The following is a 23,738-nucleotide window of genomic DNA, read 5'->3' on the forward strand; positions in this document are numbered from 1 at the left end:
CTGCTTTAGTATTGTTTCATCTTGGACCGGATACGAGGGTCGAAGAAGGCATAAAGAATGTCTATCACAACATTGATCAGCGATATCGTTATGGCAGTATAAATTACGCCTCCCATAATACTCGGAATATCGGGAATAAACTGCTTGTCCACAATATAACTGCCGATGCCGCTAATGTTAAACACCTTCTCTGTCACAGCAGATCCCCCCAGCATGCCTCCAAATTGAAGACCAATGACCGTAATGATAGGAATAAGGGCGTTGCCCACTGCATGTTTTCGCAAAATTTGGCGCTTGCTTAGCCCCTTTGCTTTGGCCGTAATGATGTAATCCTCATTGATGACTTCCAACGTAGAAGATCGTGTCATTCTGGCAACGGCTGCTGTTAATCCTGTACCCAGAACGATCGTCGGCATAATAATCGACAACCAGTTCTGCGGATTGTAAGTAGCGGGCAGCCAATGTAGTTTTATGGAAAAATTAAGTATAAAGACAAGTCCTTGCCAAAAACTAGGTATCGATAACCCAAGAAGTGCGATAAACATAAAGGTATAATCATACACCGAGTTAGGTTTAACAGCCGATATGATGCCTATTGGCAACGCGATGATGATTGCCATGATAAGTGATATCAGTGTTAACGTGAGAGTAACGGGAAATTTTCCTGCAATGGCCGTAGTCACTTCTTCATTGCCAGCAAATGACTTGCCGAGATCAAAAGTGGCAATACCCTTCAGCGTGTTCCCTAGCTGGACTAGATAGGGCTGATCTAGACCATATAGTTGGTTAAAGGATTCAATTTGTTCCGCCGTCGCCGTTTCTCCCAAAATATTAGCTGCCGGATTCATTGGGGAAATATAAAGAATCGAGAACACAAGGAATGCCACGCCAAAAATAACAAAAACACTCATCAACAGCCGTTCTACGATATATTTGAGATAAGGGCTGCCGAATATCAGAATCAATACGTACATTAATGCTCCAGGAACAAGCGATATCGCAACAAACAGCGGGCTTTCGAGCAGCTGTTGAAAGGCCGCTGCATAAGTAAGCCTTTGTTGGCTGTGCTGCCGCAATCGTGCCATTGTTTGCTCGTGTGCTTCGGCTTGAAACTGCGACGCTGCAATAGCTGCAACCTGCCGCTCAAGCGTCTGCGGCTCGATCTGCTCCTGAAAGAACTGGTGCTTGCGAATTTGCTGGTCGCGAATATCTTCTATAAGGCTGTCGTGATAACCTGACGCAAGCAACTCTTGTTTGGTGTCTTCCAAAGCAAGAAGATAGGGATCGCTTTTGCGTTCACGCCAGTAATAAAAATATACGAATATATGAACAGGTGCTCCTAGCAGCAGGACAAGCACTCTGTATGTCGGATTCAGCATCATTTTGCCATAAGCAGCGGCAATTCTTTGGAGCAGGCCCCAACGGGGTGATGAAGCGGATGCTTCCATGATCGTTCCCCCTCTCTCTATTAATTAATTTGCATAATTCCGATCGATATAGTAGATTTTATTTTAGAGTTAGTAAAAAGTCAATGCTTATTCATACGATGGTTTATTAATATATGCAGGCGGGTGATCTTCAGTGGTAAAGACAGAAACGGTGGATACGATATTAGAAGTTAACAATTTGAGCGTCTCCTTTCAGACTCGTGATCGGGAAGTTCAAGCGGTAAAAGGGGTCAGCTTTGAATTAAGAAGAGGGGAAACGTTAGGTATTGTAGGAGAATCCGGGAGTGGTAAAAGTGTAACTGCGCGTACAATTATGAGATTGCTGCCTTCACCACCTTCCTATGTGAAGTCCGGTGAGATTACATTTCTCGGACAGAATCTCGCATATATGACAGATAAGCAAATGGAGGCAATTCGGGGTAGGGACATCGGAATGATCTTTCAAGATCCGATGACCTCTTTGAACCCGACGATGAAGATCGGTCGTCAAATCGCAGAAAGTCTGATCAAGCATCAGAAGTTATCCAAGAAAGAAGCACGCCAACAGGCAGTAGAGATGCTTAAGCTGGTTGGCATATCGAATAGCGAGGCACGATATGATCAATATCCGCATGAGTTCTCAGGCGGTATGAGACAACGGGTAATGATAGCGATCGCGCTAGCATGCCGTCCGTCACTATTGATCGCCGATGAGCCAACAACTGCGCTTGATGTGACGATACAGGCACAGATTCTGAATCAAATGAAGCTGATTCAGCAGCAAATCGGTACTTCTATTATTCTAATTACACATGATCTGGGTGTTGTGGCAGGGATGTGTGATCGCGTAGCAGTTATGAAAGACGGTGTGATCGTAGAGACAGGCACGACGGAGGAAATTTTCTCGAATCCGCAGCATCCGTATACATTAAAGCTGTTAAATGCACTGCCGCGCCTGCATGAGCAGAAGAAAGCGAAGCCTGCGCCTCTTATCACCCGCTCTGCAGCTGATGATCGACCGCTGTTGGAAGTCAGATCGCTTAAGCGACACTTCGATATGGGAAAAGGAAACGTGCTGAAAGCGGTCAATAATATTAGCTTTCATATTCATGCTGGGGAGACGTTGGGTATCGTTGGGGAGTCTGGGAGCGGAAAGTCCACGACAGGCCGTACCATTCTGCGCCTGCATGAACCAACAGGAGGAGATGTGCTTTACAAGGGAATCTCGATTAATCGGTTGACCTTATCCGAGATGAAGGTGATGCGTCGGAATATGCAGATGATCTTCCAGGATCCGTATGCTTCGCTTAACCCTCGATTCAGAGTGCTGGATATTATCGGTGAAGCACTGGATGTCCACAAGCTTGTGGCAACTCCGCAGGAACGTCAGAAGCGTGTGGAGGAGCTGCTTGACATGGTCGGATTAGATTCTGCTATGGCAATGCGTTACCCGCATGAATTTTCCGGGGGACAGCGGCAGCGGATCGGGATAGCTCGCGCACTTGCTGTGGAGCCGGAGTTTATCGTGTGCGACGAGCCTTTGTCGGCGCTGGACGTGTCGATACAGGCACAGATCGTTAAGCTGCTAGAAGAGCTGCAGCACCGTCTGGGGCTGACTTATATGTTTATTGCACACGACTTGTCGATGGTGAAGCATATTAGTGATCGTGTTGCGGTGATGTATCGCGGCAAAATTGTGGAGCTTGCAGAAAGTGAGGAACTGTACAGCAATCCTCAACACGAATACACCAAATCGCTGCTTGCGGCGATACCGATTCCAGACCCTAAGATTGAAGCTAAGAAAAAGCTCAAGCTGACGGAAGAATCGGCGGGAGAAGACAAGTACAATGTGGACAACTCCGAACTTGTTGAGGTTACTCAAGGGCATTGGGTTGCAATGTCATCTTGACTGCAGCAATAATCGTACAAAAAATGCCGGATCTGGCAGTTGGACGTATCCAACCCTCTGATCCGGCATTTCATATGTTCACTCAATCGTTTACTTGTGACCCTCTGCAATCGCTTTGTAAGCGGCCAGATCGGTATATACTTCAACTTTCAGCGGGTTCCGTTTATGTTTCGTTATTTTGTAAATATGGTATACAAAGACTGCAATATTAGCAGCTAAGGAGATCGCGCTTACGACCCAAAGGGCCGTTTCGCTGTGCGAAGATTGCACGGCGAACTTCGACTCACCAACAAACATTGGGAAGGACATTGTAAACATCATCCAAATGGCCAATGTATGCGCCCGATGTTGTAACCATGCGCCTTTTTTCATAAAGAAAGCAGGAATCGTACATGAGATCAGCAAGGCTGCGCCTGCATAGAAGGAGTGATCGGACACACAGTTATACACGTAGGCAAAGTTCCAGAGATCATAAGCAATAATCCAGAACCAGAGCTGATCTGGCCACAGCATATCTTTATGCTTGTCTTTACTGATGACGATTCCCATCCAGCCTGAGATTGTAATGATGTTCAGAATGCCCGCAATACCGTTCATGATATTCCAAGGTCCACCAATCATCATTACCCCATCAATCATGCCGTTCAGACCAGACACTTGGAAGTCACGAATGACGGCTTCCATAATGTTGATGGCAAGAATGGCAGGCGGGAACATTAACAAATATTTATTGTCGCTCCAGCCTTTCACGTAACGTAGAGCCATAAAGCCAAGACATCCAGCTAACGCAGAGTATACTTTTACCCAATGGAACCATGTCCCTGTACTGGAGCCTTCGCCAGCAGTTGTTGGCCATACTGCGACGGTAAGCACAATTGGCAGGAACAAGAACAAGGTTAAGGCAATCCACTTGTTTAAGCGAGCCAGCTCATTAACAAAAATCAAGCCGCCTAATACGACAAGCCACATAAGTGCGGAGTACCATGGTATGGATTCAAATAAAAACATATGTAACCCTCCCCTAGAATGTTATTATGTATCGTTCTATACCTTGAATATATACAAGCGTTTTAGATCCAGCAAATCCGGAATGAGCTTGATACATCAACGTTTTAAGAGTCTTATTTAAAGATGGGTTTACACTTAATATTTATGCATAATGAGTAAAGGAACAGCTCTCGGAAACATGCTTCAACTGAAGAGTATAAGAGTTATCGATAACCAAACTCGCGAGACACACTGACTTATCAGGTGATTCCACGCCCAGAGTAGGAAAGACAGCGAGTGGAGTGTCAACACAACTTGAAAGTAAAAAAAGGTCCAATCCATGCCTAAAAGCTTGCTATAGTAAGGAAAATAAACGATATTTTGCAGTTCTAGTCTCAAGTGGATTTTCCTGTAACAATAGCTGAACATGGAAGAACGGCAAGTATGGTTGACCAATCACCCACGGGTGCAATCGAACAACTTGAAGTCGATGTTGTATACAACACAAAAGCACAGCAAGCGAAACGATTATTCCTCGTTCGGTTGTTGTGCTTTTGTGTTAAATGTTAAAGTTAGAAAAAACGATTAACGAGATATTTTGCATAGATGATACAGTTTTCGAGCGTAGGAAAATTCATAATCTCCCCTGCATAGTATATATGCTGCTTACCTTGCAATCGGTCCAGCTGATCATAGAATCCTGCACGCAATGCTGCTGAATTGACATGCGGGAAGTGCTCCCACTGCTTGATCATGTAAAGTCGTATATGGGTTCCGCCTAACTTTCGGAGTTCCTCCTCGACAGTCTCACGCATTTGTTGATCGCTCATGTCTTCATTTTCCATCACATATACTGTAATCAGATCTGTATTTTCTTCATCCGTCCATCGATAATACCATGCCATCATATGGCCCTTGCGGTCGGACGACATATTGTCCGGTATATAACCAGATAACTCTGGTATACCTTCAACTCTGTAGGCATACACCCGGAAACGTTCATATGTAACCAGTTCCATCAGCTGCTGTTCTGCAGGGGACAAAGACAGCAAATGACGGGCATGGTGCAGAGAAGAGGTGTAAATAACGTGATCAAAGTAAAACGTTCCTTGATTGGTTTCCACTCGAACCCGTCCATCTGAACCTAATTCCATATACTGTACGGAACAGGTGAGGCGCAAGTCGTCAATTCGATCTGCCATACGCTTGATCAGTGCATTTGCACCTTGCGGCCATGTGATCATATGCGTAATCTCGATAAAGGATAATAGATTATCAAAGTTTAAAAATTTCAAAACATAAGCAGCGGGAACTTCGTCGACGCTTCCAAAACCAAATGTACTAAAGTAGTGCATATAAACTTGTTGAATGACAGTAAGGTCGTGTACTTCACACCAGGAAGCAAAAGGCTGGCACAATTCTTCTGGCAGCCGAAGAAAGCCGGGCTCTTTCAAGCAGTCGTATTGACTAAGCAGATTCGGAAGCCGTTTGAACTGTTCAGTAAAAGCTTCAATCTGGTCCAACGGAATTTGAGATGTCTTACTGCCATGCTTGTTAAAAAATCCACGCTCCAGCAGGGGGCCTTTGTCTGTTAGTCCATACTCTGCCATTAGTTCCTGTGTATGCTTGTAGGAAGGCAGGCCGATAAGTGTTCCCATTTCATACGTTTTTGATTTATACTCAATAGAGTGACATTTACCGCCTACACGATCTTCCTGTTCTAGAATCGTAATGCGGGTGTAGCCTTTCTGGGCTAATTCATGGGCGATAGTCATACCAGAGATGCCCGCTCCGATAATCGCAATTTCTTGATCGTAGGTCGCACGTGCCATTACTTGTTATCTCCTTGTAAACAGCCATAGAGGAAACAGTTCTTTCTGGTTGTTATACTCCAGTACTACATCCGAGGGTATTTTTCCCTGATTTGGCCCATCTGTAATTGGTCTGCTAAAGTTGTACTTATTCATATACTCCGCTAGCCGTTTCTCCAGTACTTCGAAGGAATCAATTTTATCATCTATCCAGGTATGTTCATAGAATTCTTGTGTCAAAACGGTCAGAAATTGATCTAATGGCAGGAACACTTCTTTGTTGCCAGCTGTTACTGTGATTTGCTGAATGTTATACTTATGGAGAAGCTCTGTATATTTGTGGGTTCCCATCTCCCAGTTGGTTGTGAATTCTAGACTCTTATTGGTTACTAAGTGTTCAATTCTAAAATGAAAGGTTTTGATCAACGGAATAACTTTAAATTGCATAAAATCGATAATATGAATGGTGTCCTTACGATTATACAGCTTGACTAGCACTAATCGAGAGTAGACATCATAGATCACATATTGGTATACTCTTCCTATCTTAGGGAATTCGCCCATGTACGTGATACTTTGAAGACACATATATCCTGGATGCGCATGGGATGCTTGTGTCATCTTAAAGTCCAATGTCTGCGGCTTATACTGACGACGCTTGGGAGCTGAGGCTCCATTACTTCGTTTTATTTGTCTAACTTCTTCGGCGTAAGCTTCTCGTTCTTTCCTCTTGCTTAACCTGTTGCGTCGCAGCACATTGTATATACCTGATTCTCCAACATTTATTCCCTCATCCTGCAATTCATAACTTATCCGTTTAGGTCCATCTTCAGGGAACTTTGCAGCATGCTGCAAGATACGCTTCTCCGTACTCTTATCCACCTGATTCGGCATATTCGGGCTTCTTCTTGTCTTCTCAGCAAGTCCCTCCATCCCGTGCGCTATATAAGCGTTATACCATTGATAATAAATGGTGCGGGAAATACCAAACTCCTTGCAGGTTTTTGCTACGTTATTACTTGTAATGCCATGCATGATGATTTGATATTTGTGCTTTTCATTCATTTCTATTAACCCCTTATTAGGATCAGCAGCTTGTAATGCCATCGTCTCTATCTAATGATACTGTGTTCGGCGGTTAATTGGACAGGATATAATTGGCGCTCATGGAGAGGATTTGATCTTCCCTCTACTTGATCGTTCTTTCCTGTGTGACTTCCTGCATGTATTTGTACATTGTCATGTCGCTCATCAAGAAGTATAAAGGAAGTAGAGAGTAAGTTTAGGTCCGGAGCATGTTTGAATATTCATTTTATGAGAAGGAGTCTTACGATGGATAAACCACAAGCGATACTACGTGACGATATTGAATTCCCTAGCAGTTCTTTCCCGCTGCTCACGACGTCCACAGAAGGGGTAAGTCCAGGCTTTCAGCGCTTGCATTGGCATCATGCATTAGAGCTTAACTATATTCGTGAGGGTACCGGGTTCTATGTAATCAATGGCCTCAAAATTCAATTTCAGGCAGGGGACCTTATCTTGATTAATTCAGATGATCTGCACCGTGCCTTTGAGATGGACAATCTCATCATGGATATTATCATGTTCGATCCTTCTATACTTGCGGTTGATCTTCGGTATGATCCGGAGTTGATGCGTCCTTTTCGAGAGATGGGCACTTCATTTGCGAATCTCATTGGTAAAGATCATCCTGCCGCTGAAGATTTACAAACGTTATTTATAAGGATGATGGATGAAGGCAGAAGAGAGGACATCTCTTATATCACCATGATCAGGAGCGACCTCACCCGGTTTTTAGCACTTGTGAACCGGCGCCTACAGCTGAAGGATCAGAAATATTCACCTATGAAACATCGTGGCATGCATGTGCTGAAGGAAGTGATTCATATGATGGAAATAAATCTTACGTACAATTGGACTCTGCAAGAGTTGGCCGAACAGGCACATCTCAGCCCGTCCCGATTTAGTGCGCTGTTCCAGCAGGTGGTCGGGACGTCACCTCTTAATTATCTGATACAATTACGACTAACACGTGCCGTCCATCTATTAGAGTCATCAGATGAGAAGATTATCGATATCGCAGAACAGTGTGGATTCCGTAATTTATCTAACTTTAATAGGCTGTTCAAACATCATATCGGCACGTCGCCAAGTGATGTGCGGAGTCAAATTACAATTTAATTGAACAAAAGTCAGTAATATTGTATTAGTCCTTACTTGTTTAGTAGTAGTGGTAAGGTGTAAATGGGTGTATCTTTAAAGGTGTAAGCGTTAACCGATATTCATGCCATGCAACGGAAACGCCCAACTTTGAGTTATAGGAGAGGTATGGATGAGCATCTACTTAGGTGTAGACGCCGGAGGAAGCAAGACCCACGCCGTCCTCACAGATATGTACGGCAACGTGCTTGGCAAAGGCCTCGCGGGTAACGGCAATCATCAAGTAAACCGTAATGTGGCGGCTAACAATATTCGAGCGGCATGTGACGCGGCTCTTCAGGAAGCGGGTATAACCAGGGAACAAGTGTCTTATGCCTATTTTGGTCTGGCAGGAGCAGACCGAGAGCCAGACTATGAGATATTGAGGCCTATGATCGCAGATTTGGAATTCGCGAATTATCAGATTACGTGTGATACGATGATCGGCATGCGCGCGGGTACAAACAAGTCTTACGGAGCGGCGATTATATGCGGCACAGGTTTTAATGCCGCTGCACGCAACCGGAACGGAGAAGAACTGCAGTATGGCGGCTTCGGGTTTATGTACGGAGACAGCTACGGAGCAGGATCGAGTCTTGCTATGCTGGCGTTTCGTGCCGTCATTAGAGCTTGGGATGGAAGGGGACCTGCGACGGTACTTACAGAACTTGTGCTTGGACATATGGGATACAGCAGCGTTGATGAACTATATGAGGACGTCCTCTATGGTAGGCGCTCCATTCCACTTGACCTGGTGAAGACGTTGTTTACAGCAGCTCAGCAAGGCGATCCGCTTGCGATCGAGATTCTGGATCGTGAAGGCGCAGAGCTTGGCAATGCGGTATGTACTTTTATCCGGCGTTTGAACATGGCTGAAGATACGTTTGATATCGTCTATATCGGCAGTGTATTAAACAAGGGAGCCAGCACACACTTGTCTGATGCCATTGAGCGCATCGTTGCAGAGCAGGCACCATATGCCCGTTGTGTACGGTTGACAACGGACCCTGTAGTCGGTTCCTTAATGAGTGCGATGGAAATGGACGGTATAACCATCACCCCGGAGACGGAAGCAAAGCTAAAGGCTTTTACATTCTAATAACGTACACTACGTGGAGGCGATAAGCATGACGCAACAATCCGGATTAAAAATTGCAGTGATCGGCGGCGGTTCCTCTTACACGCCAGAAATCGTTGAAGGATTCATTCGCAACTATGACAAGATGCCTGTTCGTGAATTATGGCTAGTCGATATTGAGCAAGGGAAGCACAAGCTTGATATCGTGGGCAACTTGGCAAAGCGTATGGTTCAGCAATCAGGATTGCCAATAGAAGTTCATTTGACGTTGGATCGCAGAGAGGCAATTAAAGATGCGGACTTTGTGTCGACGCAAATCCGTGTTGGACTGCTTGAGGCACGCAAGCGCGATGAGCACATCCCGATTACCCATGGTGTGATTGGTCAAGAGACGACTGGCCCTGGCGGAATGATGAAAGCGCTGCGCACAATCCCTGTCATACTGGACATTTGTCGCGATATTGAGGAGCTGGCTCCTAACGCTTGGATGCTTAACTTTACGAATCCGGCTGGTATCGTCACTGAAGCGGTAACCAAGCACAGCAAAGTAAAGTCAATTGGCCTTTGCAACTCCCCGGTTAATGTGCAGAAGTTTCTAGCTGAGCAATATGGCGTCAGTGAACAAGAGGTACTGCCTGAATTTGTCGGTATCAATCACTTGCATTGGGTGACTTCTGCTGTCGTAAAGGGCGAGGAGAAGCTGCCTGAGTTGCTGGAAGGCGGCACGACGTATACGGCTAAAAATGTGCCTACAACGGGCTGGGATCAAAGATTCCTGCAGTCGTTGGGTGCGATTCCTACGTATTATTTGAAATATTTCTATATGACGGATATCATGTTCGACGAGATGAAGGAAGCGATGGACAAAAACGGCACACGTGCCGATGTCGTCAGCCGCGTAGAGACCGAGTTGTTCGAACTGTATAAGGATGAAAACCTAAAAGAAAAGCCGAAGCAGTTGGAGCAGCGCGGTGGCGCTTATTACTCTGAAGCAGCGGTTAACTTGATGACATCTATCTACAGCGATCGTCGTGATATACAGACGCTAAATGTACCAAACGGCAATATTTACGATTTCCTGCCGCAGGATGCCAGTATAGAAGTTAACTGCGTCGTCACTGCGCAAGGGCCGACAGCGCTTCCTCCGAAGCGGGTTCCGGATCATATTAAAGGTCTGCTGCACGCTGTCAAAGTATATGAACAGCTTACGATTGAAGCAGCCGTAACGGGTGATCGCGGCATTGCCCTGCAAGCTATGGTGCATCATCCATTGGTGCCATCGGTAGCTGTTGCAGAGAAGTTGTTGGATGAGATGCTGGAGGCAAACAAAGCATACTTGCCTAACTTCTTCAAATAAGAAACAGTCATAACACACTGCTGTGTAAATATTAATAACTTGGCTGCACGATATAAGCCTCTATTTTTGATTCGCTGGTGAAAGTTCGCTAACGATGAAGAAAATAGAGGTTTTTTGCATATCCCGGGCTGCAGGTGCCGTGCCGTATTGGACAAGATCGCATACGATACAATATCTCGCTAAGAAGGAGGACCGAGATATGAAACAGACGATATTAAATAGTGTGTGCGGAGCCTTCGGTGTTGTCATCACCTTTATGTTCGGGGAGTGGAGCCAATTGTTGACTTTATTTTTGATAACGATATCGATCGACTACATTTCCGGCATTGTCGCTTCATTAAAGTCAGGTACAGGGCTTAACAGTCTCATTGGTTACTGGGGATTGGCCAAAAAAGGGCTAATGCTGCTTATTATCACATTAGCACATCACATGGATGTTGTGTTTGCTACGACTTGGGTGATGAATGGGGCGATCTCATTTTACATGGCTAACGAATTGATCAGCATTACTGAAAACTATGGACGCATCGGACTTCCGCTCCCAGATGCAGTCAAGCGAGTCATCGCTACGCTTAAGCAGGATGCAACGAATAAAGAGGATAAATAAACTTTATTGTGTTCAACCTGCAGCAGCAAACTTATCCGTTCCGGCTTTAAGTCATAGGGCTTTGACACTGTTCTATCTAGTATTGGTTAGTCCGGAACTTCACATAGATTGGAATGACAAGAATCTATGACCATATAAACAGCAGATTGGCTGTTTTGGGTCACCTTATCTTGTCATTTCTTTTTGAACAGGCCAAAATGATAAGTTGTGAAAAGGTAATAGGGACAAGGTGCAGCGCTTAGTCTTTAAGTAAGCTTAACCGTTTAGATATATAAGAGATAGGGGAAACTACAAGAAAAAGTATACATATCTATAAAATGATGATTACAATCCAATTCAAGTAAAGAGACACTTATTCATCGATAGCACAAATATAAATCCTGTTTAAGTGGATCGGACATTCAGCGGGTTTAACCTGCAACTGATGTTCATCATTCTGTCACAAAAGAAAATTTTGGACATGTTTTTTACAAGTTTAGGTTGTAGGGATTAGGAAACATTTTGTAATATTATAGGTGATAAATGTAATTGACAAAGGGGCGTATGACAGTTATGCAGAAATGGGCGATGTTTGTGTTATTCAGCATTGCGTGCCTGTTGGCCGCTGGACTGATGCTGTTTAATATGCCGAAGCCGCCTGTTGAGGAAACGGCACCGGAAGGCATGACTCTTGTTAAACTGCAAGCCACCAGCGACTTCAAGTTCGATAAGCCAGAGTACGAAGTTAAGGTCGGAGAGAAAGTCCGCCTGAAGCTTGTGAACAAGTCCGGGGTACATGGCGCGGCAATTGAAGAGCTTAAGATTGATCTGAAAGATGGCGCAATGGAGAAAGACATTACATTTGACAAGCCAGGCAAATATAAGATTCATTGTTCAGTTATGTGTGGGGCGGGTCATGATACAATGGTATCTTACTTAGTAGTGAAATAAGTTCATCTGATAGCAGGAAGAGGGCTTTCATTCGGAAGGCCCTTTTTTAGTTGACCCTATAGGAAACAGTCCAGGCATGCTTCATAATAGAAGCATACATCTTGTGAAGGAGGTTCCGTCAATGTATTATGTTGATCGTGAACAGATTGAGAATCGATTGAAGCAAATTCCCGTCCTTATGGATGCTGCTCAAGATCTGAAACAGAATTGGAACAACTCTGTTGTGAACCATCTTGCTCAGGAGCGTGCACTTCATCTTGCCATTGAAATCGTGACAGATGTAGGGAGTTTGCTGATCGATGGCTTTATTATGCGGGATGCAAGCAGCTACGAGGATATTATCGACATTATCGCGCAAGAGGGTGTGCTGAATGAAGAGGTACATACTGGGATGCGGGAGCTCGTCCAACTGCGGAAGCCGTTGGTTCAATCGTATGCGGATTGGGAACGCACGGGGCTGCACCCGACTGTTCAGCAGTTAAGCGGACTGATGCCTCAATTTTCAGCTTCGGTAAGGAGTTATTTGGAACGCGAACTCGTGTAGTACAGGGTTGGTTGTATAAGTGCCGCGATTTACAAGCGATTGAAGATACGTTACAATGACGGTACTATTTTGTATATAAAAAGGTGAATGCAATTGAAACGAGCAGAACGTAAACCGTCAACACGCGGATTGCTGCTCACTTTGCTGAAGACTAACGGGCCCATGTCGGCTGCACAGCTTGCAGAACGTCTTGGCTTAACTGAGATGGGGGTTCGACGGCATCTATATCAATTGGTTGATGACCAAGTGCTGGATACGGAACAGGTTCGTCAGCCGATGGGCAGGCCGTTGCAGCTTTACCGACTGTCAGCAGAAGGGGATGAGCGATTCCCGAAGCAGTATCATCAACTCGTACTTGATCTGTTGAATGAGATGCAGTCTTGGGGAACAGGAGCAGACGATGGAGTCGGCAAGCTATTTACAGGTAGACAGCGTACGCTGCTTCGCAAATACGAGCCAAGAATGGAAGCTAAGAGCTTGGACGAGCGAGTTCTAGAGCTTGGTTCTATCCAGGACTCTAATGGATACATGGTAGAGACCGAACAGTTAGAAGACGGCAGCTGGCTGCTGCATGAATACAATTGTCCGATTGCGCAAGTAGCGGATCGATATGAAGAGCCTTGCGCTTGCGAGCTGAATTTGTTCCGTGAGCTGCTTGATACAGATGTGGAACGAATTGAATGTCTGGCTAAGCAAGGCAAGCGCTGTACGTACCGTATTCGGAAGCAGGCAGAGGAGTAGCAGTATTATAGCGTGAGCAATGAAAGACCGGGAGATCCGGTCTTTTTTTGTTGACCCCATTTTCATCGGTGATCTTCCGCTTTAATTGCATCAACTGCTTGAACAGGTCCATATACTCCTTGAATTTCTCTTCCGTAAGCTTGCCTTTTGCATCGGCCAGATAGGAAGCAGCAAATACGGAAGACGGAATCAGGATGGCTACTATGGCCATGCCTGCCAGCAGGCATTTTTTATGGGAGACCTACCTTTCTTTTCGTTTATATAGTGTTGATAGGACGGTCGGACACGACCATTCAAATCGGGTGGGTGGGCATTGCATCGAAGCTGCCACCTGGCGAAGTACTTCACGCAATTCCCTGTCAATGGACATACACGTCTCCTACCGTCCTGTCGAAACGTTTCCGGAGTTCTTTCAGTGCCAGATGATGCCTGAATTTCACTGAACCAACGGGAATTTGCAGCATGTCTGCGATTACTTCTAGACAAGATCCTAACGTGCAATTTTGCCACAAAACACAGCATGTGCAACATAAAGCAAGCACTAGCTCTCAACAGCGCGGTTTCTCTTAGACCGCGTCTTTTGCATGTATTCCTTCCATAACGAACGAAAAAATATATTTTACCCGGGTAATATTGACTTTATAATTTTTACCCGGGTATAATTAACGCAGGATTCAGAGGAGGAGGTACAGTATGAGAAACGATCAAACACGCTTTTACTGCACGGCATTTTTGGGTGTGGGCGTCGTCGCCAGTGGTTCGTTACATCACGTTGTTTCTACAGTGAAGGATGCTCTGAATGACAGAGACCTCACACAGTTGTTTATATTTGACGATTCCACGGGGATGCAAATAGATGTTGATTTTCGCGGGAAGACTGATGACGTGCTCAAACGATTAGGAGAACAGTTTGGTGACTTTACCAGTACGGAAGCAAATCACCAATCTACACGGCGGGCCGGTCGACCCAAGCTGGGGGTTGTATCCGGTGAGGTTACGTTATTGCCCCGGCATTGGGAATGGCTCAAGAGTCAACCTGGAGGGGCGTCGGTAACATTACGAAAACTCGTTGATGAGGCTCGCCGTGCTGGAGGAGAACAGAGTAAGATACGGGAGTCGCAAGAAGCAACATATCACTTTATGACTGCTATGGCTGGTAACTTCCATCAATACGAAGAAGCTCTGCGGGAACTGTATGCGGGTGATTTGGATCGTTTTTACCACTTCATCGATGACTGGGCACCTGATATCAGAAACTATATCAAAAGATTAGCCACTAATGCATTCCCTGAAGGGAACTTATGAATGAAAGCATGTGGAGGCGAGCTGCTATGACGGAGTTTGAATCTATTTGTTACATCGAACCATCGCAACGGGCTGGCATGAGATTCATGCAGCGAGGCATTGAGGGCAGCATTGTCATGTTGAACCTGCTGCGTTTTCGTGATGTTGCCGATTACACAACAAATCCTGAGCTAACACCGGAGGTCCCAATTAGTGGTGCCGAAGCTTTCAACCGCTATATTGAGCACACCCTCCCATTTCTCCGTGAAAGCGGAGGTGAAGTGATGTTTCTTGGCGATGGCGGAGAGTTTCTAATTGGGCCCGAAGAAGAAAGATGGGATCTTGTCATGCTGATCCGCCAGAGCAGCGTGCAGTCGTTTCTTGCTTTTTCAAGTCATCAAGACTACCTGGCTGGTATCGGACATCGAACTGCAGCGATCGAAGATTCACGCCTTCTGCCTATGGTAGAACTTCCGACATCTAATTAATTGGAGGAGAATATGACCATGAACATCCTGAAAGTCAACGGCATTGAATTGGCCTATGACAGTTTCGGTAACGAAAATGACGAGGCAATTATCCTCATCGCTGGACTTGGAACCCAAATGATCCGATGGACGGTTTCGTTTTGTCGGATATTAGCAGCGCGGGGCTTTCGCGTAATCCGCTTTGACAATCGCGACGCAGGCTGCTCGACGCACTTTAGCCATTACCATGCGCTGGATTTTGACGCACTGGCGACTGCTCTCATGTCTGGACAGCGGCCGGACATCCCTTACACGCTCGATGACATGTCCAACGACGTTATCGGACTGCTCGACGCCCTTTCAATTGACCGGGCACATTTCGTTGGCAGATCGATGGGCGGAATGATCGCTCAGATTGCAGCCAGTGAGTACCCCGACCGGGTTCTTTCACTCACCTCCATTATGTCCAGTTCCGGTAATCCCGCCCTTCCGCAATCTTCCCCGGATGTCATGGCGATGATGACTAAACCGGCGCCGAACCCATTTGAGGATGAAGCAGGATTTTTGGCGCACAACCTCACTTTTGCCAAACGCATCGCCGGCACCGGCTATCCGTTTGAAGAGGGCGCTTATCGGGCGCTTATTCTGGAGGAAGTCCAGCGATCTTACGATCCAGGCAGTGTCGGACGTCAAATTGCTGCTATCGCTGTCTCCGGTGACCGTCGTCCGCGGCTTGCGACCATAAAAGTACCGGTACTTGTCATTCATGGGACGGACGATCCCTTGTTTGTCCCGGCTTGTGGTGAAGACACGGCTTCTGCCATCCCAGGCGCCGAGCTCATGTTGATTGATGGTATGGGGCACGACCTGCCGCACCAACAGTACCAAGTAACCGTTGATGGCATAGAGCGAATGGCGCGTCGCAATTGACACGCGCTTCTTGAATAGTAACCAGCAGGAATCACGCGGTGCCCAATGGGGCTGAGTAGGCTCAGGGGGCAGCGCTAATCAATTTGCACCCTTGGTGCATACAACCCGAGTGGAAGCGGCGGTGCTTTTGGAATGGTTGTTAAAGCAATTCCATTACATCGATTAAAGGTACTCCTAACAGAGAACCATTTGAACGTATATGTGGAATTGATCGAATAAGCGTTGGTTTCATGATAACATCGTGAGCCTACGCTTTTTCTATGAGAATTTGTCCAAACAGACGATGGCCAGATTCAAAAACGAATTATTCAAGTAGCGGGGAACGTTAGTTCAATAAAACAGTAGCCGGGTAGAACTTTATTTTTTGTCCATGACTGCTGCTGTTCTTTCTTCAGGGATCAGTCTAGTACTTTATTTTCCGGAGACAACTAGAAAGTCGGATGAAGTGATGATTGAACTCAAACGCTGGCGAAATGAAATCAATAATGTCTCTAGTCTATGGTTGACAGCATGCTGCCACTTCACTACTATAAAAAATGACACAATAGTTGATAATAATTCTCAATATTAATATCTAGTCATAAGCCAAAGCATCTAAACATGCCGAGAGTAGGTGTAGTGGTGACCTTGGATGTCATTGTCACAAACATTCATGATTATTTTGACCAGTTTACAGAAGTAGTCAACGGTCAAGTTCAGCATACTGCATGGGATCAGCGCCTATCTATTCCTTCACCTGTTGGCAATGGAAGTATAACCCGTACCCGAATTCGTCCAGGCATGGAGATTGTATACGCAGATGTTACATTTCAAGAAGATATGAAGCTGCGAATCCAGGAGGCATGCGGGATTTTCGAACTGAGCTATTGCGTAAGCGGTGAGATTTATTGCGCATGGGACGGTAAGGAGAGTTATACTTCTAAAGAAACAAGTGGCGTGTTATGTCTGGAAGACGTTCAGGTCTATGAGGAAAAGAAGGCAGGCATTCACCACCAACTGCTCGAAATCCGCCTAGAACCAAGTGAATTATTTCATTATGCGGGTGATGTGTTGGAGAAGCATCAGATCGAGACTTGGCTGCAGCGTCACAAAGGAAGCATTGATCGTGTTCCCGATTCATCTGCGATTCAACGCTGTGTGTCTGATCTTATTCATTGCACATATACAGGGACAATGAAGCGGTTGTATATGGAGAGTAAAGCGATGGAGTATATCGCGTTATTTGGCGAGATCGACGGGCTTGAAGTGACCAATCCGCAGCTAAATCTTCAACGTAATGATATGGACCGCCTGCATGATGCCAAGCAATTGATAGTCAGCCATTATGAACACCCTTTGTCGATCAGGCAACTGGCGCGTCTTGTGGGACTTAATGAGTTTAAGCTGAAAAAGGGCTTTCGTGAACGCTATGGTATGACGATTTTTGAGCTTGTACGTCGGGAACGGATGGAAAAAGCGCTGTGGCATATGGAAGTGGAGCAGATGAACGTAGGGGAGGCAGCCGTATCAGTTGGCTATAGTAATGCTAGTAACTTTACGACGATGTTCCGCAAGCATTATGGATGTAATCCAAGCGAATACGTCAGACGTATGAAACAGCAGGATATGAAGCGCGGCTTTGAACGGCAATAACGGCATCACAAACTGTTGAATGATGCCAATTTTAACTTGAAGTAAGCACGTATAAGCATACAGAACCTCTAGACATGGATATGTTTAGAGGTTCTTTGTGTGCCTTGTATTCCCATTCGCTCCGCTTGCAGGGGAAATTAGTTCCCCTTTAGGTAGAACACAAAGATGCCGTAGTTGATAATGATGATGATGAATCAATACGCACAAGGAGGATCTGAAATGTCAGCACATTCAACCGTAGAATCGACTGTAACCAGCAGACTGGAACAGCGGGTAGATTCACGCCGATGGTATGCACTAGCTGTGATGCTGCTTCCAACATTGCTGATTACGTTAAACACTTATATGATTCAGGTTGCGCTGCCATCCATGCAAAATAGTCTTCATGCCAGCTTCTCCGAGGCACAGCTGATAGTGGCGGGATATTCCTTGGGGCTGGCGATGGCGCTAATTGTAAGTGGGAAGCTCGGTGATATGTATGGCCGAAAACGGTTGTTGGTCATCGGGGTTATCACATTTACAGTGACGGCAGCTTTGGGAGGTCTAGCGTCCGATCCGACTATCTTAATTATGATTCGAATCATGCAAGGATTGGCAGCGGCGCTGATCCAGCCGCAGGTATTGTCTTTAATGCAGACCAGCTTTTTACCGCAAGAAAAAGCGCTGGCATTTGGCATATATGGTGCCGTGATCGGGGTTGGTTTTGCTTTTGGGCTCTTATTGGGTGGAATGCTTGTGAACTTAAATGTGTTTGAATTAGGGTGGCGCACGGTATTCTTTTTTAATGTCCCGTTTGGACTGCTAGTCCTGCTCTGTCTGCCAATCTTGCCCGAGACACAAGGTGATCGGCAGCAGCATATTGATTGGCTGGGGGCCGTGCTGCTAATAACGGGATTGTTTATGTTGATCTTCCCGTTATCTGAGGGCCAGAAGCAAGGATGGCCCTTGTGGACATGGGTCAGTATGCTGCTGGCACTGCCTGTGATGAATGTTTTTGCTGCGGTAGAAAATCGAAAGCGGCAGCTAGGGAGACTCCCACTGATTGACTTGACGATTTTTCGCTTGCGGCCCTTTAGTGTTGGCTTGTTTACTGTAAGTGTCATCTACTTGAATATGTTTTCGTTCTTTTTTGTTTTAAGTTATTATGTGCAGTTTGGCCTTCATTGGGATGTTCAGGCTACAGGTATGGTCTTTCTGCCTTTAGGCATCGGATATTTTTTAACCTCACTGGTATCCTCGCGTATAGTTAGGAAGTGGGGGTTACGTGTGCTGAAAATAGGCGCGCTCCTTATGGCAATTGGCAATTTCTCGCTTATCTGGTCGATACATATCGATGCTTCACACATGCTGCATGTGCGCAACATAGTTGTTCTGCTCGTGTATGGATTCGGACTTGGCATGGTTACCACACCTCTCTTCAGCGTGGTGCTTGGCGCAGTGCCTGAAGAGGCTGCGGGCACGGGATCTGGCCTGCTTACGACATGCACTTACTTGGCGAATTCGTTTGGCGTGGCTTTGATCGGTATATTATTTTCTTCCATGTTAGGAAGATCTCTCGTTGAAGCGCAACTAACGGATTATGTACGCGCATTTTCAGTGTCGCTCGGGGCAAGTGGAGGACTGGCTCTGGCAGGCTGGGTGTGTCTGTGCTTTCTACCGCAGCACAGAAGGTGAGGTTAGTTGCAGGAGAGCGGATAGATTGTATCCTTTGTACAGGATTAATAGAAGTACAATAACAAAGCAGCCTATATGAAGAAATAACATGCTGATGGTGCTCATTCACTATAGGCTGCGATTCTGACATAAGGAGATTTCTTACGTAAAACTAGCTTATGTAAGACTAGATCGGCTCCACATTATCATCATGAAATCATACTCTTGATCCATTAGTAGATTTCTGCTATTGCAGTTTGTGTTCGCGCCAGTATTGACGATTATCCTTGTCTCGTACGGTAATTCCAAGCTTCGTCAACTCTTGGTGCAGATCTTTAATGTTTTCTTGCTCTTTTCTTTGCAAAGCAACCTCTCTCGCTTTCAGCAAGGCATTGGCGCCAAGGGGGAGTCCAGGCGAGTCAGGCACCCACCGTTTGTACTGGTCGCTAAAAGGATCTGCTTGCGACCAGTCATAGCCGTGCTGTATAAAAGCATCTGCTACCTTCAGCGCAGTGGTCTCATGTTTCTCTCGATACAGTTCTTGTCCCCGCGTGCCAATCAGAACGAGCTGCTTGCCATCGAGAAATCCCGTTGATACCTGTTCCTTGGCGAATACCTCTTCTTTGCCGTTAATGGCCAGGCAGATTGTACGGTCGGAGATATAAATGACTAGACTTTCATTAAATGCAGCATAAGTGAGCCACAATCCGGCTATCAAGCCAATACAGCTTGTCACAACGATCACCCACGGTCCTGTATAAGAGGCAATCAGCTCCAGCGGTCCTTTGAGCGGAACCCAGGGGAGAGTAATTGCCCATTTTGCGACAGATGGCAAAAACCAGCCAAGCGTAAGCCCTAAAATGGGGGGGACAATCCAAATGAGCAATTTGTCCAAATACGAAAACCCTAGGGTGGTACGGTGAGAATGAACGTTCATCGCTGATCACGCCCGCTTAGAAGAACATGATTAACGGCTTCCTGCCAGATTTGCTCATAGTTGAGTTCAAGCTGCATCATCATGTAGGTCGTGATGTTATCGATGACAAGAGCAAGCATATGGGCTTTAGGCTCAAGATGGGTAGACGATACAACCCCTAAGTTGGCGCCTTTTTGAAGCAGTTCATGGAAACCATCGAGAAACTCTTGCTGCATATGAATTAGACGCTGAGCATAGTTCTCCTGACGTCCAGCTGACAACATAAACTCATTCACAAGCCGCAGTGCGGCATAGTTTTCTTCATGAGGCTCAGGGATCATACGAAGCCCCCCTTGATACAACAGTTCGCCAAAGTTATGGGCATGGAATTGCTCAATCGGGAAGTAATGGGCGAACTTGTAATCGCTAAATATATGGTCGAATACACGCTGCACGAGTTCTTCTTTGGATGAAAAATGATAATAAATGGATGGCTTTGTAATACCCACCTCGTTGGCGATCATGGCCAAGCTTGTTTTTTCAATGCCGTGATTTGCAAACAATTCGAATGCCGCTTCCAGCAGCTGATTGGTTGTGAGCTCCTTTTTCTTCAATGGATTGCCTCCTTATTATTCCTCCATTGTTTGAAGTTATAATATTTACCTACCGATAGTTAAATTAAATCACAATAAGGAAGTGAACGTCAATATTCTACCTACCGAATGTTAAAAAATGAATGATCAATAAGCTGCTTTTCAGTGGTGGGATCTTTTTAGCGCACTGCTTACCGCACTACTTGTCGTACTTCTTCCCATTAATCTTCCTTATGCATGGTCATTTAGCAGTGCTTCAACTTTGTTCAAATGATCTAACATCAGTTTGGAGGCTAGTGACTCCTGCTGTTGTTTAATAGCTTCATATATGAGCTGATGCTCCTTATGTAATTGGGCAGCAGTAGAACGTTCACCAAACAACCACATACGCCGTGTGTGTCCCATGTGGCGGGCGCATTGCTGGTGGAACAGTTCCAGCATTGGAATCAAAATCTCATTATGGCTCGCACGCGCAATATGGACATGGAACAGCAGATCGTCTTGCTCACTTGCTTCCTCATCTCCGAGATGTGTCTCCATAAGCTGCAGGCATTCAGCCATTGCGTCCAGGTCTCCGGCAGTACGCCGCTTGGCGGCTAGCGCAGCTGATCCGACCTCAATAATTTTGCGAACTTCAATTAGCGATTGCAACGAATCGATGTCCGCCAGCCAGCTGTGCAACATATCGGCAGATGCTTGCGGCTGCCTTTTAGCGAAAGTGCCGCCTCCATGGCGAATATCCAACCAGCCCATGGCCTTGAGCGCACTTAATGCTTCGCGTATCGTGGATCGTCCAACCTGATACTGGCTGGCAAGCGATTCGACCGAAGGGAGTCGATCTCCTGGCGCATAGAAGCCGTTCTGCAGCTGTTCAAGTAGATGATCCTTAACAAGGTCAGCACCTTTTTTGACGGGAAATACGTTGTTCATATATATCCTCCTGATCCTAATCATTAGAGTGAAAGTGAGCGTGTTAAATAAAATCTGATGTATACATTTTTGATTAGTATAAGGTATAATGTGCCAAAAGTCATCAGATGACCTGAACAGTTGTGAGGGGTGAGGGGAAATTCTTAATGCCAGAAAGACATAAGTCTGTACATCTCTGATCCTTTACACAGAGGGGGTGAATGCAAGGTTTGGCTAAGCGCAACATCTCAGCCTAAGAAGATGCTGCAAGACGATATTTAACTTGGTGGTTGACCATTCACAGATAAGGAGTGATTGCGATGATTGCTGCGCAAGTACAGCAACAATTGCTGCAGCTTCTAGGACCAGCAAGCTGCAGATTCGATCAGGAGTCGTTAGTTACGCATTCCTACGATGCGACCCCGATGCTCCAAGCACTTCCTGACGCGGTAGTCTATCCCGAGATTACGGAAGAAGTGCAGTGCATCTTACGATTGGCGAATGAATACCGTATTCCAATCGTACCGCGAGGTGCCGCCAGCAACTTATGCGGAGGCACCGTTCCGGTATCCGGTGGAATCGTAGTTGTACTAACTCGTATGAATAAGCTGTTGGAGTTGGATACGGACAATCTGACGGCGACGTTTCAGGCAGGCCTGAATACGAAACAATTTCATCGTGAAGTGGAGAAGAAAGGATTGTTTTATCCACCTGACCCAAGCAGCATGGTTATCTCAACGCTGGGCGGCAACATTATGGAGGGTGCGGGCGGCTTGCGTGGCCTAAAATATGGCACCACAAAGGATTACGTGATTGCGCTGGAGGCGGTGCTGCCTTCCGGTGATGTCATTCGCACAGGCGGCAAGCTGTACAAAGATGTGGCTGGCTACGACCTAACGAAGCTGCTCGTAGGTTCAGAGGGGACGCTGGCGATTGTGACGGAAGCAACAGTGAAGCTGCTGCCCGCTCCGTTAGTCAGACAGACGATGTTGGTTGCGTATAAGGATATTTATGCGGCTGCCCGTTCTGTATCACGTATTGTAGGGGCACGTATTATTCCGGCTACACTGGAGTTTATGGATCAACCGACCATTCAGGTGGTGGAAGCCTACAATCATATTGGCTTGCCCACAGACGCACAAGCCGTGCTGTTAATTGAGCAGGATGGACAGGAGCTGGCAAGCGTACGCAAGGATATGGAAGCGATTGCTGCGATATGCGCGGAAGAAGGAGCGGACCGCATACAGACTGCTGCAGATGAGCAGGAAGCGGAGCAATTGATGAAAGCGAGACGCAGCGCGCTGTCTGCATTGGCACGCATACGGCCGACGACAATCTTAGAGGATGCAACCGTGCCGCGTTCCCGTATCGCTGACATGGTGCTGGCTATTAATCGTATTGCAGAGGCGCACCAAATAAACATTTGTACGTTCGGCCATGCTGGCGACGGTAATTTGCATCCAACATGCACGACAGACGCGCGCGATAAAGAGGAGATTCATCGGGTAGAGGAAGCATTTGCAGAAATATTTGAAGAGACGATTCGGCTGGGCGGTACAATTACGGGGGAACATGGTGTAGGCATGGTAAAAGCACCCTATCTGGAGTGGAAGGTAGGCGAAGCAGGCATTGAGTTGATGAGGGGTATTAAGCAGGCTTTTGATCCGAATGGCATCATGAATCCAGGCAAAATATTTGCCAAGTCTGCACGGAAAAGGCTGGTGATCTCCAAGTGAGCACTCA

The 23,738-nt window shown here is 46.1% G+C and carries 22 protein-coding genes; 14 read left to right on the top strand and 8 right to left on the bottom strand.

Annotation, left to right across the window (positions count from 1 at the left end):
- Positions 1 to 5 precede the first annotated feature (5 nt).
- Positions 6 to 1,448 (bottom strand): ABC transporter permease, encoded by a 1,443-nt coding sequence (locus tag MH117_RS00830; protein WP_239326450.1) that lies wholly within the window; start codon positions 1,446 to 1,448, stop codon positions 6 to 8.
- A gap of 151 nt (positions 1,449 to 1,599) precedes the next feature.
- Here MH117_RS00830 and MH117_RS00835 point away from each other — a divergent pair, with 151 nt between their 5' ends.
- Positions 1,600 to 3,336 carry an ABC transporter ATP-binding protein gene (locus tag MH117_RS00835; RefSeq protein WP_239327710.1) on the top strand — a complete coding sequence of 579 codons (1,737 nt, stop codon included), beginning with the start codon at positions 1,600 to 1,602 and terminating at the stop codon, positions 3,334 to 3,336.
- Between the two features lie 90 nt (positions 3,337 to 3,426).
- On the opposite strand, the gene MH117_RS00840 is transcribed toward MH117_RS00835, so the two are convergent.
- The 3 genes from MH117_RS00840 to MH117_RS00850 form a co-directional block, all read right to left on the bottom strand.
- Positions 3,427 to 4,344 (bottom strand): DUF5692 family protein, encoded by a 918-nt coding sequence (locus MH117_RS00840; protein WP_239326452.1) that lies wholly within the window; start codon positions 4,342 to 4,344, stop codon positions 3,427 to 3,429.
- 551 nt (positions 4,345 to 4,895) lie between these two features.
- Complete coding sequence (locus tag MH117_RS00845; RefSeq protein WP_239326454.1) at positions 4,896 to 6,155, bottom strand: flavin monoamine oxidase family protein; 1,260 nt, start codon at positions 6,153 to 6,155, stop codon at positions 4,896 to 4,898.
- 6 nt (positions 6,156 to 6,161) lie between these two features.
- The gene (locus MH117_RS00850) at positions 6,162 to 7,199 is read right to left on the bottom strand and encodes a helix-turn-helix domain-containing protein (protein WP_239326456.1); all 1,038 of its coding nucleotides are present in this window, start codon (positions 7,197 to 7,199) and stop codon (positions 6,162 to 6,164) included.
- Positions 7,200 to 7,466: 267 nt separating this feature from the next.
- On the opposite strand from MH117_RS00850, the gene MH117_RS00855 reads away from it, so the two are divergent.
- From MH117_RS00855 to MH117_RS00885, 7 genes are all read left to right on the top strand, one after another.
- Positions 7,467 to 8,336, top strand: coding sequence for an AraC family transcriptional regulator (locus MH117_RS00855; protein WP_239326458.1), 870 nt, complete (start codon positions 7,467 to 7,469; stop codon positions 8,334 to 8,336).
- A 151-nt stretch (positions 8,337 to 8,487) separates the two neighbouring features.
- On the top strand, positions 8,488 to 9,453 hold the full coding sequence (locus MH117_RS00860; RefSeq protein ID WP_239326460.1) for an N-acetylglucosamine kinase: 966 nt from the start codon (positions 8,488 to 8,490) through the stop codon (positions 9,451 to 9,453).
- Positions 9,454 to 9,481: 28 nt separating this feature from the next.
- Complete coding sequence (locus tag MH117_RS00865; protein WP_239326461.1) at positions 9,482 to 10,789, top strand: 6-phospho-beta-glucosidase; 1,308 nt, start codon at positions 9,482 to 9,484, stop codon at positions 10,787 to 10,789.
- Between the two features lie 199 nt (positions 10,790 to 10,988).
- A complete protein-coding gene (locus MH117_RS00870; RefSeq protein ID WP_239326463.1) occupies positions 10,989 to 11,396 on the top strand; it encodes a phage holin family protein in 408 nt (135 codons plus the stop codon).
- Between the two features lie 543 nt (positions 11,397 to 11,939).
- Positions 11,940 to 12,326: a cupredoxin domain-containing protein gene (locus MH117_RS00875; protein ID WP_343224422.1), complete on the top strand. Its 387-nt coding sequence runs from the start codon at positions 11,940 to 11,942 to the stop codon at positions 12,324 to 12,326.
- 121 nt (positions 12,327 to 12,447) lie between these two features.
- Positions 12,448 to 12,870: a DUF86 domain-containing protein gene (locus tag MH117_RS00880; RefSeq protein ID WP_239326465.1), complete on the top strand. Its 423-nt coding sequence runs from the start codon at positions 12,448 to 12,450 to the stop codon at positions 12,868 to 12,870.
- Between the two features lie 87 nt (positions 12,871 to 12,957).
- A complete protein-coding gene (locus MH117_RS00885; protein WP_239326467.1) occupies positions 12,958 to 13,611 on the top strand; it encodes a helix-turn-helix transcriptional regulator in 654 nt (217 codons plus the stop codon).
- Here the strand turns inward: MH117_RS00885 and MH117_RS00890 are convergent.
- A complete protein-coding gene (locus MH117_RS00890) occupies positions 13,559 to 13,822 on the bottom strand; it encodes a hypothetical protein (protein WP_239326469.1) in 264 nt (87 codons plus the stop codon). The genes MH117_RS00885 and MH117_RS00890 overlap by 53 nt on opposite strands.
- A gap of 482 nt (positions 13,823 to 14,304) precedes the next feature.
- Here MH117_RS00890 and MH117_RS00895 point away from each other — a divergent pair, with 482 nt between their 5' ends.
- From MH117_RS00895 to MH117_RS00915, 5 genes are all read left to right on the top strand, one after another.
- A complete protein-coding gene (locus tag MH117_RS00895; RefSeq protein WP_239326471.1) occupies positions 14,305 to 14,916 on the top strand; it encodes a DUF2239 family protein in 612 nt (203 codons plus the stop codon).
- Between the two features lie 26 nt (positions 14,917 to 14,942).
- On the top strand, positions 14,943 to 15,383 hold the full coding sequence (locus MH117_RS00900; protein ID WP_239326473.1) for a DUF1330 domain-containing protein: 441 nt from the start codon (positions 14,943 to 14,945) through the stop codon (positions 15,381 to 15,383).
- A gap of 18 nt (positions 15,384 to 15,401) precedes the next feature.
- Complete coding sequence (locus MH117_RS00905) at positions 15,402 to 16,292, top strand: alpha/beta fold hydrolase (protein WP_239326475.1); 891 nt, start codon at positions 15,402 to 15,404, stop codon at positions 16,290 to 16,292.
- A 600-nt stretch (positions 16,293 to 16,892) separates the two neighbouring features.
- A complete protein-coding gene (locus tag MH117_RS00910; protein ID WP_239326477.1) occupies positions 16,893 to 17,924 on the top strand; it encodes a helix-turn-helix domain-containing protein in 1,032 nt (343 codons plus the stop codon).
- A 219-nt stretch (positions 17,925 to 18,143) separates the two neighbouring features.
- Positions 18,144 to 19,598, top strand: a complete 1,455-nt coding sequence (locus tag MH117_RS00915) for an MFS transporter (protein WP_239326479.1) — start codon at positions 18,144 to 18,146, stop codon at positions 19,596 to 19,598.
- 226 nt (positions 19,599 to 19,824) lie between these two features.
- On the opposite strand, the gene MH117_RS00920 is transcribed toward MH117_RS00915, so the two are convergent.
- The 3 genes from MH117_RS00920 to MH117_RS00930 form a co-directional block, all read right to left on the bottom strand.
- Positions 19,825 to 20,514, bottom strand: a complete 690-nt coding sequence (locus tag MH117_RS00920; RefSeq protein ID WP_239326481.1) for a YqeB family protein — start codon at positions 20,512 to 20,514, stop codon at positions 19,825 to 19,827.
- Positions 20,511 to 21,107: a TetR/AcrR family transcriptional regulator gene (locus MH117_RS00925; protein ID WP_239326483.1), complete on the bottom strand. Its 597-nt coding sequence runs from the start codon at positions 21,105 to 21,107 to the stop codon at positions 20,511 to 20,513. The genes MH117_RS00920 and MH117_RS00925 overlap by 4 nt, the downstream gene beginning before the upstream one ends.
- Before the next feature lie 210 nt (positions 21,108 to 21,317).
- On the bottom strand, positions 21,318 to 22,016 hold the full coding sequence (locus MH117_RS00930) for a FadR/GntR family transcriptional regulator (protein ID WP_239326485.1): 699 nt from the start codon (positions 22,014 to 22,016) through the stop codon (positions 21,318 to 21,320).
- A 299-nt stretch (positions 22,017 to 22,315) separates the two neighbouring features.
- Here MH117_RS00930 and MH117_RS00935 point away from each other — a divergent pair, with 299 nt between their 5' ends.
- Positions 22,316 to 23,731 carry an FAD-binding oxidoreductase gene (locus MH117_RS00935; protein WP_239326487.1) on the top strand — a complete coding sequence of 472 codons (1,416 nt, stop codon included), beginning with the start codon at positions 22,316 to 22,318 and terminating at the stop codon, positions 23,729 to 23,731.
- Positions 23,732 to 23,738 lie beyond the last annotated feature (7 nt).

This window comes from Paenibacillus sp. ACRRX (genome assembly GCF_022346885.1).
GTDB lineage: Bacteria > Bacillota > Bacilli > Paenibacillales > Paenibacillaceae > Paenibacillus_B.